The organism is Cryobacterium lactosi, assembly GCF_004403945.1.
GTDB lineage: Bacteria > Actinomycetota > Actinomycetes > Actinomycetales > Microbacteriaceae > Cryobacterium > Cryobacterium lactosi.
The window spans coordinates 1-14,833 of sequence record NZ_SOHM01000018.1 but is presented as its reverse complement, the minus strand read 5'-3'; the positions used below and the strand labels follow the sequence as shown (position 1 = coordinate 14,833).

Genomic DNA, 14,833 nt, shown 5'->3' with positions numbered 1-14,833 from the left:
CTGTCTTCTGATATGCAAGCCAGAGTCACCGCCATCATCGTCGCCCGCAACGGCGCCTCGCACCTCGAGCGAACTCTCGAGGCCCTTCGTCGACAGACCCGGCAGCCTGACACCGTCATCGCCGTGGACTGCGGCTCGAGCGACACCACCTCGGAGCTGTTGGCGGCATTCGGCCCCACCCACCTGATCTCAGCGGACGCCAATCTGTCGTTCGGCGCCGCGATCAACGTCGCGACCCAGGTGATGAGCCCGCCGGACGGCGACCACCAACTGCTCTGGCTCCTGGCGCAGGACAGCGCCCCGGCGATCGGCGCGCTCGAGAACCTCGTCGGGGAGCTCGAGATCGCTCCGTCCGTCGCGGTGGCCGGACCCAAGGTCATGGAGTGGGTCGCCGACGACTACATCCACGACTTCGGCCAGTCGATGACCCCGTACGGCGCCACGGTCACGCTGGTCGAGAGCGAACTCGACCAGGAACAGCACGACGGCATGAGCGACGTCCTGGCCGTCAGCGCCGGCGGAATGCTCGTGCGCCACAGCGTCTGGGACAAGCTCGGCGGCTTCGACCCTGCATTGCCCATCGTTGACGATTCCCTCGATTTCTGCGTGCGGGTGCGGCTCGCGGGCTACCGCGTCTCGGTGGTCGCCGCCGCGCGGGTCAGCTCGGCCGGCGACGGCGTGGCCGGACCCGACGGGTCGTCCCGTGGACGCGCCAGCCGGCGCCGGGTGCGTGCCGAACGGTCGGCCCAGCTGCATCGCCGGCTGGTCTACGCCCCGGCCTGGGCGCTGCCGGTGCACTGGATCTCCCTGATCCCCCTCGCCTTCCTCCGCGCCATCGGCGACCTGCTGCGCAAGGAGCCGGGGGCGATCCTCGGCGAGTTCTCTGCGGCGTTCGCCGCCGCCTTCCGTGGCGGCCGGGTCAGTACGGCCCGGCGCCGGCTGGCGGCCACCCGCACGCTCGGCTGGTCCTCGATCTCCTCCCTGCGCGTCTCAGCCGCCGAGGTACGCCGTCGGCACGCCCTCACCAGGGAAGCCGCCCTCACCGGTGCCCGCGGTGACCGGCCAGAGGTGCGCTTCTTCGCCGGCGGCGGGGCCTGGACCCTGCTCGCCGCCGCCGTCGTCGGCGTCGCGATCCTGGCCCCCCTGCTCGGCGCGCAGTCGCTCACCGGCGGCGGCCTGCTCCCGCTCTCGGCGACGGTCGGTGACCTCTGGGCCAACGTGGGCTACGGCTGGCGTGACATCGGGTTGGGCTTCATCGGCGGTGCCGACCCGTTCGCGGTCGTTCTCGCAATCCTCGGCACGCTGACCTTCTGGTCGCCGTCGTTCGCCCTGGTCCTGGTCTACCTGCTGGCCCTCCCGCTCGCCGCGATCGGCGCCTGGATGGCCACCACCCGGCTCACCCACCGTGGCTCGCTCCGCGCCATCGCCGCAGTGCTCTGGGCGCTCTCGCCCACCTTCCTCACCGCGATCGCGGCCGGCCGTCCCGCCGCGATCATCGTGCACCTGCTGCTGCCGTGGCTGTTCTTCGCCGGCTTCGCCGCCGCACGGTCCTGGTCGGCATCCGGATCGGCTGCCCTGCTGTTCGCCGCGATCGTCGCCTGCGCGCCGTCCCTCGCCCCGGCGCTGCTGGTCGGCTGGCTACTCTGCGTGCTCGTCAGCGGCCGCAGCGTGATGCGTTTTGTCGGGATCCCGCTGCCGGCGCTTGCGCTGGCGATCCCGTTGCTCTGGAACCAGGCCCTGCGCGGCAACTGGTTGGCGCTGCTGGCCGACCCCGGGGTTCCGGTGCCCACGGCAGCCGTGCCGATCTGGCAGTTCATCCTCGGCTTCCCTGCCGGCGACTTCGGCGGCTGGACCCAGCTGCTGCCACTGTGGGGCGGCGATGCCGCCGTGGCCGGCTACCTCGTTCCACTGCTGCTGGTCCCGATGGCCGTGCTCGCGCTGATGGCACTGCTCCTGCCGGGCGCCCGCGGTGCTGCGCTGGCCCTGGTCGCGGCCCTGCTCGGACTGGGCACCGCGATCCTGGCCGGTTCGCTCTCGGTGGCGGCGCTCGGCGCCCAGGCCGTGGGCATCTGGCCCGGCGCCGGCCTCAGCCTGTACTGGCTCGGCCTCGTCGGTGCCGTCGTCTTCGCCGGCCGGGGTCTGCACCGGATCGCCATCGCGCCACTCGTGGCCACCGCCGTCGCCCTGGCCGTGGTGTCCCTGCCGCTGGCCGCGGCGCTCCCGCTCGGCACTTCCGTCGTCGAAGAGGGCATCGGCCGCAGCCAGCCGGCCTTCGTGACCGCCGAGGCCGCCGTCGAGTCCAGAGTCGGCACCCTGCAGATCGTGCCGCAGCCGGATGGCGGCATCCTCGCCACAATCGTCCGCGGCTCCGGGGTGCGCTTGGATGTCGAGTCCACCCTGAACAGCACGGCAGGCACGGTCACCGCTGAGCAGGAAGAGCTGGCGACCCTGGCCGGCAACCTCGCTTCGCAGAGCGGCCTTGACGCGTCGGCGGACCTGGCCAAGTTCGGCATCCGCTTCGTGCTGCTGCTGCCGCCCGCCGAAGAACCCGTCGGCTGGGGCGACACCGCCACCATCACCCAGGCGGCTAGCGACACTCTCACGCGCACCACGACCTCCCTCGACGGCAACGCGGCCCTCGCGCCCGTCGGTGACACCGCGTTCGGCCGGCTCTGGCGCTCGGATGCGCCGACGGATGCCGCCGTCAACGGGCAGATCCCCGCGGATGCCGGCGGCGTTTTCGGCCTGGTGACCGGGTTGATCGCCGTGTTCGTGATCGGCGCGACCGTGCTTCTCTCGGTTCCCACCGGGGCCGGCCGCGAGGCCGTCCGGCAGGCGCACCGGGATGCGATCCGACGCGCATCCAGGCTGAGCAAACCGCCCAAGCCCACCCGGGTGGCCCGCCCGTCCAAGCCCGCGCGGCCCAAGCGCGTGAAACGTCCCGTCGGCCGGAGAGCCAAGGGAGTCGGCCCCGGCATCGAGGAGTCGGCAACGCCGGCCCCGGCCGAACCGACGAGCCCGGCCGAACCGACGAGCACAGCCGAACCGACGGCCGCGGCGGACACCACCAGCCCGAAGGATGCAGACCATGGCAACTAAGCGCAGGGTGGCCGTTCTCGGCGCCAGGTACGCCGCCGGCCTGATCGGCATCGGCATCGTTGTCGTCGCCGTCGGCGGTGCAGCGATCGTGCCATGGCCGACTCTTGTGCGGGAGGCTCCGTCCACCTTGGTGACCCCGGTCGCCGGTGACCAGATGCGGGTCTGCCCCGGACCCCTCCTCACCCTCGCCGAAGACTCCACGCAGGCTGATGCCGCGACCTCCGTCGGCTCGTACACGGCGGTGTACGCCGCTCGCGGAGCGGAGACCAACGCCGACGAGGTGCCGGTGGAGCGCACCGAGCTGGCCGCGACCGACAATGCGCAGGCCGAACGGGACGGCGCCCCGAGCGTGCTGACCGTGCCCATCGAAGACGGCGCCACCGAGGCCCCACTCGTTGCCGGCTCCCAATCGCAGACCGCGACCAGTGAAACCCTCGGCGGTTTGGCTGCGGCCGCCTGCACAGAAGCGTCCAGCGACTCCTGGCTGGTGAGCGGGTCGACGGATGTCGGCCGCACGAGCCTGGTCCTGCTGAGCAATCCCACCACCGTCGTCGCCTCCGTCGACCTCGCCGTCTATGGCGAAGCCGGTTTGGTGGATGCCCCGGGCTCCACGGGCATCCTGGTGCAGCCGGGTAGCCAGCGCATCGTGTCCCTCGCGGGGCTCGCCCCCAACCTCCGGTCCCCGGTCGTGCACGTCACGGCCACCGGAGGACAGGTCGCCGCGACCCTCCAGCAGAGCCTGATCAGGGGGATCCAGCCCGGCGGGGTCGAGCTCAGCGGGCCGACGACCACCCCGGCGACCGCCCAGACCATCCCCGGCGTCGTCGTCTCCGAGGTGGGCGCCGAAACCTCGGTCGATGTCGGCGCGGTGTCCGACGACACCCCGACGGTGCGCGTCCTGGTTCCCGGCACCACCGACGCCACCGTCAGCGTCGGCGTGCAGAGCGAAGACGGCACGTCAAGCGGTACCTCCCTGGAGACCGAAATCCAGGCCGGCATCGCGACCGAAATCCCGTTGACCGGCGTCGTCGCCGGCAACTACACGGTCAAGCTGAACTCCGACCAGCCCGTGGTCGCCGCGGCCGTCACCACGGCGACCGGCAGCGCCGGCGCCGACTTCGCCTGGGCATCCGCGGCTGCCTCGCAGGACGGCGACTTCCTGGTCAGCGTCGCCGGCGGCTCCTCGCCGGCCCTGCACCTGGCCAACACCTCCGGGTCGGACAGCGAACTGACCCTCACTCCCGTGTCTCAGTCGGCCGGGGTCGATATCAGCGTTGCCGCCGGTCAGTCCGTCGTGGTGCCCGTGGCCGCTTCCGAGACCTACCTGCTCAGCGGGGGAGAGGGCATCGCCGCCTCGGTCAGCTACTCGGGCGACGGCCAAGCCTCCTCGTTCACCCTCAGCCCGATCGGGCCGCTGGCCGCGGCCATCCCGGTCTACTCGCACTGACCTCGCCACAGAAGGAGCCCACCGTGACCCAGAGCATCAACGCGCCGGGCGGCGGGCCCGCCGGCGACCACCACCTCCTTGTCACCGGCGGCGCCGGATTCATCGGCGGGGCCATCGTCGATGCCGCCCTCGCCCGCGGCTGGCAGGTCCGGGTGCTCGATTCCCTCCGTCGCGACGTGCACGGCGGACTCCCCGTCGTCGATCCCCGCGTCGAGTTCGTGGTCGGCGACGTCACTGACCCCGGGGCAGTGGCGGATGCGCTGCGCGGTATCGCCGTGGTCTGCCACCAGGCCGCCAAGGTGGGCCTCGGCGTCGACTTCTCCGACGCGCCGGACTACGTGCACAGCAACGAGGTCGGCACCGCGGTGCTGCTGGCGGGCATGACCGCTGCCGGGATCGACCGGTTGGTCCTGGCCTCCTCGATGGTCGTCTACGGCGAGGGCAGCTACCGCAGCGCCACCGGTTTCGCGCGTCCGGGCCCGCGGAATCCGGCCGACCTCGACGCCGGCCGCTTCGACCCGACCGATGCCGTCACGGGGGAGCCGTTGGAACCCGTTCTGGTCGCAGAAGACGACCCGCTGGACCCCCGCAACGTCTACGCGAGCAGCAAACTGGGCCAGGAATATCTCGCGACAGCCTGGAGCCGCAGCACCAATGGCCGGGCGGCCGCGCTGCGGTACCACAACGTCTACGGCCCGGGGATGCCGCAGAACACCCCGTACGCCGGCGTCGCGTCCCTGTTCCGGTCTGCGCTCGAGCGCGGCGAGGCCCCCACGGTCTACGAGGACGGCCGGCAGCGGCGGGACTTCGTGCACGTGCGGGACATCGCCTCGGCCAACCTCGCCGCGATCGACTGGACCGCCGGCTCTCCGGCCGGCACCTTCCGCCCGTTCAACGTGGGCAGCGGCACCGTGCACACCATCGGCGACATGGCCGAGGCCCTCAGCACCGCCGCCAACGGGCCGGCGCCCGTCGTGACCGGCGAGTACCGACTCGGGGATGTGCGGCACATCACCGCGTCGTCAGAACGGCTGCGCACCGAACTCGGCTGGAGCCCCTCGATGAGCTTCGAAGACGGGATGCGCGAATTCGCCACAGCACCGCTACGGGCGGCCGTGGTCTGAGCCGGCCCCGGCCGGGGATCAGACCCCGATGGGCTCGGGGTGCGCCGGCAGCAGCACGTCGAACCGGCATCCGCCCGGCGTGTTCTGCACGGTGACCTCTCCGTGGTGAGCCGCCACGATGCCGTCGACGATGGCCAGGCCGAGTCCCGCTCGGCCCTGGCTCGCGGACTCGGCGTCCGGGGTGCGCGGTTCGGTGCCCCGCCAGCCCGGCTCGAACACCCGGCCCAGGTCCGCCGGCTCGATGCCGCCGGCCGAGTCCTGCACCGAGATCACGGCTCGGCCGTCGGCGTGTTCGGTGACCGACACCACGATGGCGCCGCCGGGAGCCGACTGCTGCACGGCGTTCATCACCAGGTTGCCCACCGCCCTGGCCAGCTCGCGCGGGTCGGCCAGGATCGTCAGGCCCATGGCACCCTCAAAACGCAAGTCGAGCGATTTCGACCTGGCGACCGGACCGAGGTCCGCCACGGTGTCGCTGATCAGGTCGTACAGCGCAACCCGCGCCATGGTCAACCTCAGGGTGCCCGACGTGATCCGCGACAGCTCGAACAGGTCGTCGACCATTCCGTTCAGCCGGTCCACCTGGCTGCGGATCTGGCCGTAGTACCGGGCCGGGTCCTCCACCATGTCATCTTCCAAGGCCTCGGCCATCGCGCGGATGCCGGCCAGAGGCGTGCGCAGGTCGTGGGAGATCCAGGCGACGAGCTCCCGGCGGGACGCCTCGATCTTGCTCTCGCGGTCCCTGGACTCCTGCAATCGTGCCCCCGTCGCCGCGAGCTGGTCGGCGAGGGTCGCGAACTCGGTGTTGCTGTGCCGTTCCGTCGCTGGGATCGGTTCGCCCCGGCCGAGGCTCGCTGCCGCGAGCGTGAGGTGCCGGCTGTCGCGCGCGATCCAGCGCCCGAGCAGCGCCGCCATCAGCAGTGAGACGCTGCCGGCCACCGCGGCGACGAAGTAGAACACCGTGAGGTCGTGGTCGGACACGTACATCAGGGAGGCGGCCGCGGCCATCCCGCTCACCACCGACACGATGGTGGCCAGGGCCACCACAACCAGTTGCAGCACCAGCGAGTACCTGGCGAGCAGGTGAAGAGTCAGCAGGCCGAGTGTGCCGACGATGACGGCGCAGGCCAGAGCGATGACCAGCACGCTGATGAGCCCGTTGACGCTCATCGACGGGCCCCGGCATCCCGGTCACCGGACTGGGCGGCGACCAGCGGCTCAGGGTCGAACCGGTAACCGACCCCCCACACGGTCTTCAGCAGGCGCGGCCGGGTCGGGTCTGCCTCGATCTTCTCCCGCAGCCGGCGCACGTGCACTGTCACCGTGGACAGGTCGCCGAAGTCCCAGCCCCAGACCGACTTGAGCAGCTCCTCCCGGCTCAGCGCCCGGTAGGGGCGCCCGATCAGGTGGGCGAGCAGATCGAACTCCCTGGCTGTGAGCACCAGGGCGTCACCGTTCATCCGCACCTCGTGCGCCGCCAGGTCCAGCGAGAACGGGCCCGCCTGCACAGACCCGCCGCGGACCGGCTCCGGCACGCTCCGCCGCAGCACCGACTGCACCCGCAGGACGAGCTCACGCGGCGAGAACGGCTTGGCCAGGTAGTCGTCGGCGCCGGCCTCCAGGCCGTCGATCCGGTCCTCTTCCTGGTTGAGCGCGGTCAGCATGATCACGGGTGTCGCCCAGGCGGCCTTGATCCGACGGCACACCTCGATGCCGTCCAGCGCCGGCAGCATCCGGTCCAGCACCACGAGGTCGGGACGTTGTTCCTCGGCCTGGCGGAGGCCGCTGTGGCCGTCGTGCGCGTGGTCCGCGAGGAAACCGGCCGCCACCAGGTAACGGCACACGATCTCGGCGACCGTCGGGTCGTCATCGATGACCAGGATGCGGCGCGGAGTGTCCGGATGCCCGGTCGCAGGCGTTGGGTTCACACTTGAAGGATAGGCGCTCCGGCTGCCCGGTACCTCTTGGACGGATCCTTCACAGGTCCGTAACGTTTCGCTCGGAGTGTCGGCCGGCCGGCCGACCTAGTGTCGAAGGGTGAGTGAATACCTGGTCGACGTCGTCATGCCGTGCCTGAACGAAGCCGGGGCCTTGCCCTGGTTGCTGGGCCGGCTGCCGGAGGGCTACCGGGCCATCGTGGTCGACAACGGCTCGACGGATGATTCGGCCCGGATTGCCGCAGCGGCAGGGGCCACCGTCGTGTTCGAGGCCCGCCGGGGATTCGGGGCCGCCGCCCATGCCGGACTCCTGCGAGCGACCGCTCCGATCGTCGCGTTCTGCGACGCCGACGCGTCGATGGATCCGCAGGACCTGCCCCTCGTGGTCGATCCCGTCGCGGCCGGGGACGCCGATCTGGTGCTCGGCCGGCGCCGGCCGACGACCGCCGGGTCGTGGCCGGTGCACGCCCGGATAGCCAATTCCACTCTTTCTTGGCGACTGCGCCGAATAACAGGTGTGAACATTTACGACTTGGGCCCGATGCGGGCCGCACGGCGAGAAGACCTCCTGTCCCTCGATCTCCAGGACCGGCGCAGCGGCTATCCGCTCGAGGTCTTCCTCAAGGCCGCCGCACAGGGCTGGCGCATCCGCGAAGTCGACACCCCGTACGCCCCCAGGGTGGGCCGCAGTAAGGTCACCGGCACGGTGCGCGGAACCCTCACGGCCATCACCGACATGTCGCGCCTCCTGAAGGACGCCGGCCGATGACCACCCTGATCGTCATCGCCAAGGAATGCCTGCCCGGCAAGGTGAAGACCCGGCTGCACCCGCCGCTCAGCCTCGACCAGGCCGCCGAGCTGGCCGCAGCCAGCCTCGATGACACCCTCGAGGCCGTCGCGGTTCTACCCGCCACCCGGCGGGTGCTCGCCTTCGACGGTGACGTCGCCCCCGATGCCGCTGCCGGCTACGACGTGGTGCCCCAGGTGACCGGCGGTCTCGATGAGCGCCTCGGCGCGATCTTCGACGGCTGCAGCGAACCCGCTGTGTTGATCGGGATGGACACCCCCCAGGTGGCGGCCGCCGATCTCGCCCCGCTGTTCGCGGACTGGCCCGACGACGTCGATGCCTGGTTCGGCCCCGCCGCCGACGGTGGATTCTGGGCGCTGGCGTTGCGGAACCCTGACGGCGACCTGATCAGGGGGGTGCCGATGTCGGAGAGCTTCACCGGCGACCACCAACTCGCCAGGCTCCGTGACGCAGGGCTTCGGGTGCGGCTGCTGCCCACCCTCACCGACGTTGATCACATCGAGGACGCCCACCACGTGGCCGCCGTCGCGCCGCACGGCCGTTTCGCCGCCGTGCTGGCCGGATTCGGTGTCAGCCGGCGGAACGGGGCGGAACGATGACCCTGCTCTCGGGCCGCTCCGGCCGCAACCAAAGTCCCACTTTCGGCGCCGGCGGCACCGAACCGTACGCGGCCGCACTCCAGAACGAGTCCGCGGTGCTGTACCTGCGGGGCAGCACAGCGCAGTCCCCGTCGGCGTCCCCGATGGATGCCGGCCGCTGGAGCGCCGGCGCTGACGCGACCGACTTCGACGTGCTGACCGGCGCCGCCGGGCCGGTGCTCGACATCGGCTGCGGACCGGGCCGGATGGTCAGGGCCGCCATGGACCTGGGCCTGTCGGCCCTCGGCGTCGACGTGTCGCCGACAGCCGTGCGCATCGCCACGGCGGCCGGTCTCACCGTTCTCAACCAGTCGGTCTTCGCCTCGATGCCGCTCGAGGGCGGCTGGGGCACGGCCTTGCTCCTGGACGGCAACATCGGCATCGGCGGCGACGCCGGGGCCCTCCTGGCCCGCTGCGCCGAGCTGCTCGCCGAGGACGGCGCGCTCGTGGTCGAAGTCAGTCAGGACCCCGATCGCGACCACGCCTTCGAGGGCACCCTCGAAGACGGCCAGGGTCGGCGCAGCGGAGTGTTCCCGTGGGCCGAAATCGGCATCGTGCCGCTCCGCGCGCGCGCCGAAGAGGCCGGGCTCCGTGTGGATCAGGACTGGATTCGCGACGGACGTTGGTTCGCCCGCCTGGTCCGCACGTAGAACCAGAGCGAGACCAGCACGCTGGCCACCGCGAGCGCCAGCCAGAACAGGCCCAGGTTCAGCGCGTAATCCAGCGGCAGGATGCTGGGATTCTTGGGCCCCAGATCCTGCGCCACGATGGCCGGCAGCACGATGAGCGTCATCAACGAACCGAGAACGATGGCGGCCTGCACGGTCACGATGATGCTGCCGGCCACCCGGTGCCCGGCCCGGCGGGTCAGCACGCCCAGCCCGAACACCAACGGGGAGATCACGGCGTCGTGCAGCACAATGGCCCCGCCGATCCAGAGGGCCAGGCCCGGCAACCGCTTCAGGGCCACGGTGTCGACCAGGACGTAGGCTCCGAAGGCGAGGCCGAGGACGCCGACGGCGATGAGGAGGACGCGCGCCGCGCGCATCCGCCTCGACGGCGGGGCCGGGGATGTTGTGGTCGTCACGCTTTGATCGCCTCGATCCGGCTGAGCCATTTGGTCTGCAGAACGCCGGGCCGGCCGGGCGCGATCATGCGCGCCGGGTAGCCGTGCTCGAGGTCGAGGGTCTCGCCGTTCAGCTCGAGGGCCACCAGTGTCAGCGAGTCCCGCACATACTCGCTGCCCATCTCGGTCTGCTTGAAGCCGCCGCGCTGCTCGAGGCTGATCAGCCTGAGGTCGGCGTCGGGGGAGCCTCCGGCCAGGTCGACGAGGTCGCGCAGGCGCACCCCCCGCCAGGAGGCCATTTGGCTCCACCCCTCCACGCAGGCGATGGGCAGCTCCACGTCGGTCTGCGGGAGCGCGACCAGCTCGGCACGGCTGAACGATCGTTCGGTGCCACCGACCGCCAGGGTGAGCACCCAGTCGGCCGCCAGGGCGGTGGTGGACACCTTGGCCTGGGCGGAGGTGCGGTTCACGGGTACGCCCTGCTGACCGACGCCCTTCTTGCGCGGTCCGAACAGGTTGACCCCGTCCAGCGGTGCGAAGGTCTGCCCTGCCGTGAGCCCGACTACGGCCGCGACCGACAGCGCCACGGTGGTCAGGAAGCCGCGGCGGCTGGTGCGGGCCGGAAGCTCGGGGGTCCGGTCGATGTAGGAGAGCACCCGCCCGGTCAGGCCGCGGGTGCGGGGCAGGCCCTCCGCTGCGGACGGCTCATTCTCGGCGTGGGCGTCGGTGGGCGTCTCGACGTTGCCGGTATCGACGGGGTGCCGTTCCTCGGGGGCCGGCACCGGCGCGGCGCGCCAGTTCGCCGAGATCAGGGGCAGCTTCACACCGATATGCACGGCCAGGGAGCCGATGATCACGAAGGCGAGGGCGAAGTGCACCTGCTTGAACGGGAAGGGGAACGGGTACCACTGATAGGTGTTGAGCAGGCCGATGGTGATCTCCACGAGCGAGGCGCCCACGAAGAGTGCGATCGACGCGCGCTCGAGAAAGTTCGCGAACGAAGTGACCGGCGGGTACTGGAACAGCTGGGGGAAGACCACGTAGAGCTTGGCCAGCAGCAGCGGGAAGCAGGCGATCCCGGCGACAATATGGGTGCCCTGGGTCACCTGGTAGAGGCCGGCCGGCCGGGTGGGGAACGTCATCCATGGCAGCGGTTGCTGCAGGAAATGGCTGTACAGGCCGGTGCCGAAACAGACCAGGAAAGCCAGCCCGAGCAGGCGGCCGATCACGGTGGCCATCCGCGGGTTTCGCACCGGGGAGGCGAGCTGGGCCCTGGCCTCGTACATCAATCGGCGCATAGTCCATTCCACCACTTCGGCCACGGCTGGAGCCCGCGGAATCATTACGGTTCGATGACGCCGGCACCCTCCGGTCGGGGCGTCCTCCGCGCTCGGGGAGGATGGCAGTGTGCGTATTGCCATCGTCTCGATCCTCCTGGCCGCCAGCGCCGCCCTCACCGCGGCTCTCGTGGTGGCCTTCGACCTGTTCAGGCCGCACCGGGACACGGTCCCGCTGCTGCTGGGCACCGTGGCACTCTGGCTGCTGTTCGCCGCCGCCGTGGTGGCGCTGCGCGGGGTCAAGGGGCGCGCCGTCGTGGTGCTCGTGCTCGCGGGATCCGTCGTGATCGGCGGGGCCGCGATGGCAGGCCCGCCCAACACGAGCACCGACTCCGCCCGTTACGCGTGGGACGGCATTGTACAGAACGCCGGGATCTCGCCGTACGCCTACGTGCCGTCGGATGAACGCCTCGACGGGCTCAGGCCGGACTGGCTGTTCCCCGGCCCGGTGGTCGGCGAGAGCGGGGCCGAGTGTGTGGGCGAGCGCATCGAAACCGTGCCACGGGACACCGGGCTGCCGCTCTGTTCGGCGCTCAATCGCACCACGGTGCCCACCATCTATCCGCCGGCGGCCGAGATCTACTTCGCCGCCGTCCGGGCCGTCGTCGGCACCGACGCCGGCTACTGGCCGCTGCAACTGACCGGTCTGCTGCTCTGCGTGGGCATCACCGGGATGCTGCTGGTGGGAATGCGCCGCCGCGGCATCGACCAACGCCACGCGGCGCTCTGGGCCTGGTGCCCGCTGGTGGCGACCGAGGGCATCACCAACTCGCACGTGGACCTGCTCGGGGTGGCCTTCGTCCTCGCCGCCGCGTTCTGGGTCAGCAGCACCAAGTACGTCCGCGGCGGCATCCTGCTCGGGGTGGCCATCGGCGTCAAACTCATCCCCGCCATCGCCGCGCCCGCGATGCTCAAACGGCAGGGGTGGAAGGTCATCGTCGCGGCCCTCGCGACCTTCCTGCTGCTCTACCTGCCGTACGTGCTGGCCACAGGCATCGGCGTGCTCGGTTATCTGCCCGGCTATCTCACCGAGGAAGGCTACGAGGACGGGTCCAGGTTCGCGCTGGTCTCCCTGATCGCACCGGGCAGTTCCGCGATCGTCGTGGCGGCGATCCTGCTCGCAGGCCTGGCCGTCATCACCATCTGGAAGACCGACCCGGAGCGACCGTGGCTCGGCCAGCTGCTGATGATCGGCGGCACCCTCCTGGTGCTCAGCCCGCGCTACCCCTGGTACGCGCTGCTGCTGTTGCCGTTCATCGCGCTCAGCGGCCGCTGGGAGTGGTTGGCGATCCCGTTGGCCCTGACTGTGCGTCTGCTGGTGCCCTCGCTCACTGTCACCAGGGTCTCGCTGGCCATCGCCCTGGTGCTGATCGTGGTCGTGTCGGTGCGCCGGGCCGGGCCCGGAGCGTTGGGGCGCTGGCGGGGATCGCTCATGCGTCTCGTCACCCCGCGCAGCAACCCTCAGCGCACGTAGCGCAGAACGTTCACCCCGGTCAGGCCCCATTCCTCGTCAACTGTGTAGCCGAGCGCGGCGAGCTTCTCGGTCACGCTCGGTCTCCAGTCCTGCTTGTCGCTGGTCACCAACCAGACCGCGTCGACCCCGTCGAACCGGTCGGTCACCGCGTCCAGCGGGTAGCGGGTCTCCCAGAGCCCACCGGACTGGGCGGCGGGGGTCTTGAGCTTCACGTCGATCAGCCCATCGAAGGCATCCGGATACGAATAGGCGATCACCCGGGTGGTCGCAGACGGATGCTGGCGCACGGGCCCGTAGATGATGGCGGCGGTCTCGTCGGGGTGGGCGGCCCGTTCGCCCGAGATGAGCTCGGCCACCTCGCTCCACGACGAATTCTGCTTGGCCTCCGGCTGTCGTTGGGCGACGAACTGGGGTGCGGCCAGGCCGACGAGCGCCACCAGGGCGGCCACGATCAACCACCGGCGCCGCAGCGCGTCCAGGGCCACCCCGATCAGGATGGCAACGGCCGGTGCGCTGAAGGTGAGATAGCGGGGGGAGTACAGCGGTGTGGCGATCGCCGACGCGACAATGACACCGAGCGTGGGAACAATCAGCCAGGGCACCGCGATGGCCAACAGCGACGGGTTCCGCGCCAGCATCCTGGGCACCGGCGGGTCGGTCGCGCGGCGGCGCAGGGCGGCGCGCACCAGAACCGCGGCTCCGGCAACCACCAGAGCCCATCCCACGACCGCGAACGGCCGGTTCAGATAGAACCACTGGGTGACGAACACGCCGTTCCAGCTGCCCCAGCTGATCGGGGCGATCCAACTCACCTGGCCGGACTGGCCCACCACGCCGAGGGCGAAGGGCACCACTAGTGCCGCGGCCGCGACGGAAGCCACGGCCCAGCCGAGAAACGACGACAGTGCCGCCCGGTCACGACGCCGGCCGGCCCACACCGTCCACAGTGCGGTCAGGCCGTGCGCGCCGACCAGGAAGGCGAGGTAGATGAAGGTGACGACGGCGACGATGGCGACGACGCCGTAGAGGGTCCACCAGAGCAGGCGGATGCGCCGGGGCGCCGGGCCGCGACGCCAGGCCGCCAGGAAGATCAGGGTCAGCGCCACCGCGAGGGCGGCGGTCAGGGCGTAAGACCGGCCCTCGGTGCCCATCCAGGTCACCCGGGGCAGCAGACAGAAAGCGACACCCGCGAGAACGGCGGTGCGACGGCCGGCCCGGGACCGAACCAGGATGACGGTCAGCGCAGCCGCGAGCCCGAGGCTGACGGCGCTCGGCAGCCGGAGTGCAAAGGGTGAGTAGCCCACAAGGTCGAGCCAGAGGTGCATTCCGGCGTAGTACAGGCCGTGCACGGCATCGATGCTCTGGAGCATCAGGCCGAGTTCCGGCCAGCTGCGCATCGTGGCGGACACCGTTGCCGCCTCGTCGAACCAGATCGACGGCTGCCAGGACCAGGCGAGCGTCAGCAGCGTGCCGAACAGTGCGACCAGCAGCGCGTCGCGCCCCGAGGCGCGCACCGGGATGCGGACGGCGGCCGGCACGGCAGCGCGTCGCAGTGTCGAGGTGGGGGTGGTCATGGTCGAGCGTTCTCCCATTCGTACCCATTCGTGTCGGCCGGGGGTCGCCGCGACCCCCTTGTCGAGGGTAGGCGACCTTCCCGGGAATCTACCCGGAGGGGTCGTCGTCGTGAAGCCCCGAGTGGTCCCTCGCGCTATGGGTATCTCGCGAAAGCGGTGGTGTGGTTGCTTCCCACGGTTGAGGTGACCCTTTGGCCGCTTTCGCGGGGGTGCGTGGGGGCACGAAAAACGGCCGAGCGGGTAGCTCGGCCGTTTTTCGTGTGCTGCGGGTGGTGCGGGGTGTTACTTGGTGTTGACGGTGATGGTGGCGATGCCCACGAGGAGCTGGT

At 70.9% G+C, this 14,833-nt stretch carries 12 protein-coding genes; 7 read left to right on the top strand and 5 right to left on the bottom strand.

All coding sequences use genetic code 11. The features are described 5' to 3' along the window. Positions 1–12 precede the first annotated feature (12 nt). From E3T61_RS09080 to E3T61_RS09070, 3 genes are read left to right on the top strand one after another with little or no spacing between them, the layout of a single operon-like run. A complete protein-coding gene (locus E3T61_RS09080) occupies positions 13–3,099 on the top strand; it encodes a glycosyltransferase family 2 protein (protein ID WP_134640542.1) in 3,087 nt (1,028 codons plus the stop codon). Next, the gene (locus tag E3T61_RS09075; RefSeq protein WP_134640541.1) at positions 3,089–4,546 is read left to right on the top strand and encodes a DUF5719 family protein; all 1,458 of its coding nucleotides are present in this window, start codon (positions 3,089–3,091) and stop codon (positions 4,544–4,546) included. Before E3T61_RS09080 ends, E3T61_RS09075 begins: the two co-directional genes overlap by 11 nt. Positions 4,547–4,569: 23 nt before the next feature. Next, entirely contained in the window at positions 4,570–5,670 is a 1,101-nt protein-coding gene (locus tag E3T61_RS09070; protein ID WP_241992478.1) for an NAD-dependent epimerase/dehydratase family protein, read from the top strand. An 18-nt stretch (positions 5,671–5,688) separates the two neighbouring features. On the opposite strand, the gene E3T61_RS09065 is transcribed toward E3T61_RS09070, so the two are convergent. Both E3T61_RS09065 and E3T61_RS09060 read right to left on the bottom strand, forming a co-directional pair. After that, positions 5,689–6,840, bottom strand: coding sequence for a sensor histidine kinase (locus E3T61_RS09065; protein ID WP_134640540.1), 1,152 nt, complete (start codon positions 6,838–6,840; stop codon positions 5,689–5,691). Beyond that, positions 6,837–7,598: a response regulator transcription factor gene (locus E3T61_RS09060; protein ID WP_134640539.1), complete on the bottom strand. Its 762-nt coding sequence runs from the start codon at positions 7,596–7,598 to the stop codon at positions 6,837–6,839. Before E3T61_RS09060 ends, E3T61_RS09065 begins: the two co-directional genes overlap by 4 nt. A gap of 109 nt (positions 7,599–7,707) precedes the next feature. Between E3T61_RS09060 and E3T61_RS09055 the strand changes: the two genes are divergently transcribed. From E3T61_RS09055 to E3T61_RS09045, 3 genes are read left to right on the top strand one after another with little or no spacing between them, the layout of a single operon-like run. Beyond that, positions 7,708–8,376, top strand: coding sequence for a glycosyltransferase family 2 protein (locus E3T61_RS09055; protein WP_198418664.1), 669 nt, complete (start codon positions 7,708–7,710; stop codon positions 8,374–8,376). Next, a complete protein-coding gene (locus E3T61_RS09050) occupies positions 8,373–9,014 on the top strand; it encodes a TIGR04282 family arsenosugar biosynthesis glycosyltransferase (RefSeq protein WP_134640538.1) in 642 nt (213 codons plus the stop codon). The genes E3T61_RS09055 and E3T61_RS09050 overlap by 4 nt, the downstream gene beginning before the upstream one ends. Beyond that, positions 9,011–9,703: a class I SAM-dependent methyltransferase gene (locus E3T61_RS09045; RefSeq protein ID WP_134640537.1), complete on the top strand. Its 693-nt coding sequence runs from the start codon at positions 9,011–9,013 to the stop codon at positions 9,701–9,703. The genes E3T61_RS09050 and E3T61_RS09045 overlap by 4 nt, the downstream gene beginning before the upstream one ends. On the opposite strand, the gene E3T61_RS09040 is transcribed toward E3T61_RS09045, so the two are convergent. Next, complete coding sequence (locus E3T61_RS09040) at positions 9,652–10,140, bottom strand: hypothetical protein (RefSeq protein WP_134640536.1); 489 nt, start codon at positions 10,138–10,140, stop codon at positions 9,652–9,654. The two genes, E3T61_RS09045 and E3T61_RS09040, sit on opposite strands and share 52 nt — an antisense overlap. After that, entirely contained in the window at positions 10,137–11,417 is a 1,281-nt protein-coding gene (locus E3T61_RS09035; protein ID WP_134640535.1) for a molybdopterin-dependent oxidoreductase, read from the bottom strand. The genes E3T61_RS09040 and E3T61_RS09035 overlap by 4 nt, the downstream gene beginning before the upstream one ends. A 109-nt stretch (positions 11,418–11,526) precedes the next feature. Here E3T61_RS09035 and E3T61_RS09030 point away from each other — a divergent pair, with 109 nt between their 5' ends. Next, the gene (locus tag E3T61_RS09030; protein ID WP_134640534.1) at positions 11,527–12,930 is read left to right on the top strand and encodes a glycosyltransferase family 87 protein; all 1,404 of its coding nucleotides are present in this window, start codon (positions 11,527–11,529) and stop codon (positions 12,928–12,930) included. Here E3T61_RS09030 and E3T61_RS09025 read toward each other — a convergent pair. Then, complete coding sequence (locus E3T61_RS09025; RefSeq protein ID WP_134640533.1) at positions 12,918–14,504, bottom strand: glycosyltransferase family 39 protein; 1,587 nt, start codon at positions 14,502–14,504, stop codon at positions 12,918–12,920. The genes E3T61_RS09030 and E3T61_RS09025 overlap by 13 nt on opposite strands. Between the last annotated feature and the right edge of the window lie 329 nt (positions 14,505–14,833).

Coding starts and splice junctions, on each gene's coding strand:
- E3T61_RS09080 (WP_134640542.1), top strand. CDS start 13: ATGCAAGCCAGAGTCACCGCCATCATCGTCGCCCGCAACGGCGCCTCG.
- E3T61_RS09075 (WP_134640541.1), top strand. CDS start 3,089: ATGGCAACTAAGCGCAGGGTGGCCGTTCTCGGCGCCAGGTACGCCGCC.
- E3T61_RS09065 (WP_134640540.1), bottom strand. CDS start 6,840: ATGAGCGTCAACGGGCTCATCAGCGTGCTGGTCATCGCTCTGGCCTGC.
- E3T61_RS09050 (WP_134640538.1), top strand. CDS start 8,373: ATGACCACCCTGATCGTCATCGCCAAGGAATGCCTGCCCGGCAAGGTG.
- E3T61_RS09045 (WP_134640537.1), top strand. CDS start 9,011: ATGACCCTGCTCTCGGGCCGCTCCGGCCGCAACCAAAGTCCCACTTTC.
- E3T61_RS09035 (WP_134640535.1), bottom strand. CDS start 11,417: ATGCGCCGATTGATGTACGAGGCCAGGGCCCAGCTCGCCTCCCCGGTG.
- E3T61_RS09025 (WP_134640533.1), bottom strand. CDS start 14,504: ATGACCACCCCCACCTCGACACTGCGACGCGCTGCCGTGCCGGCCGCC.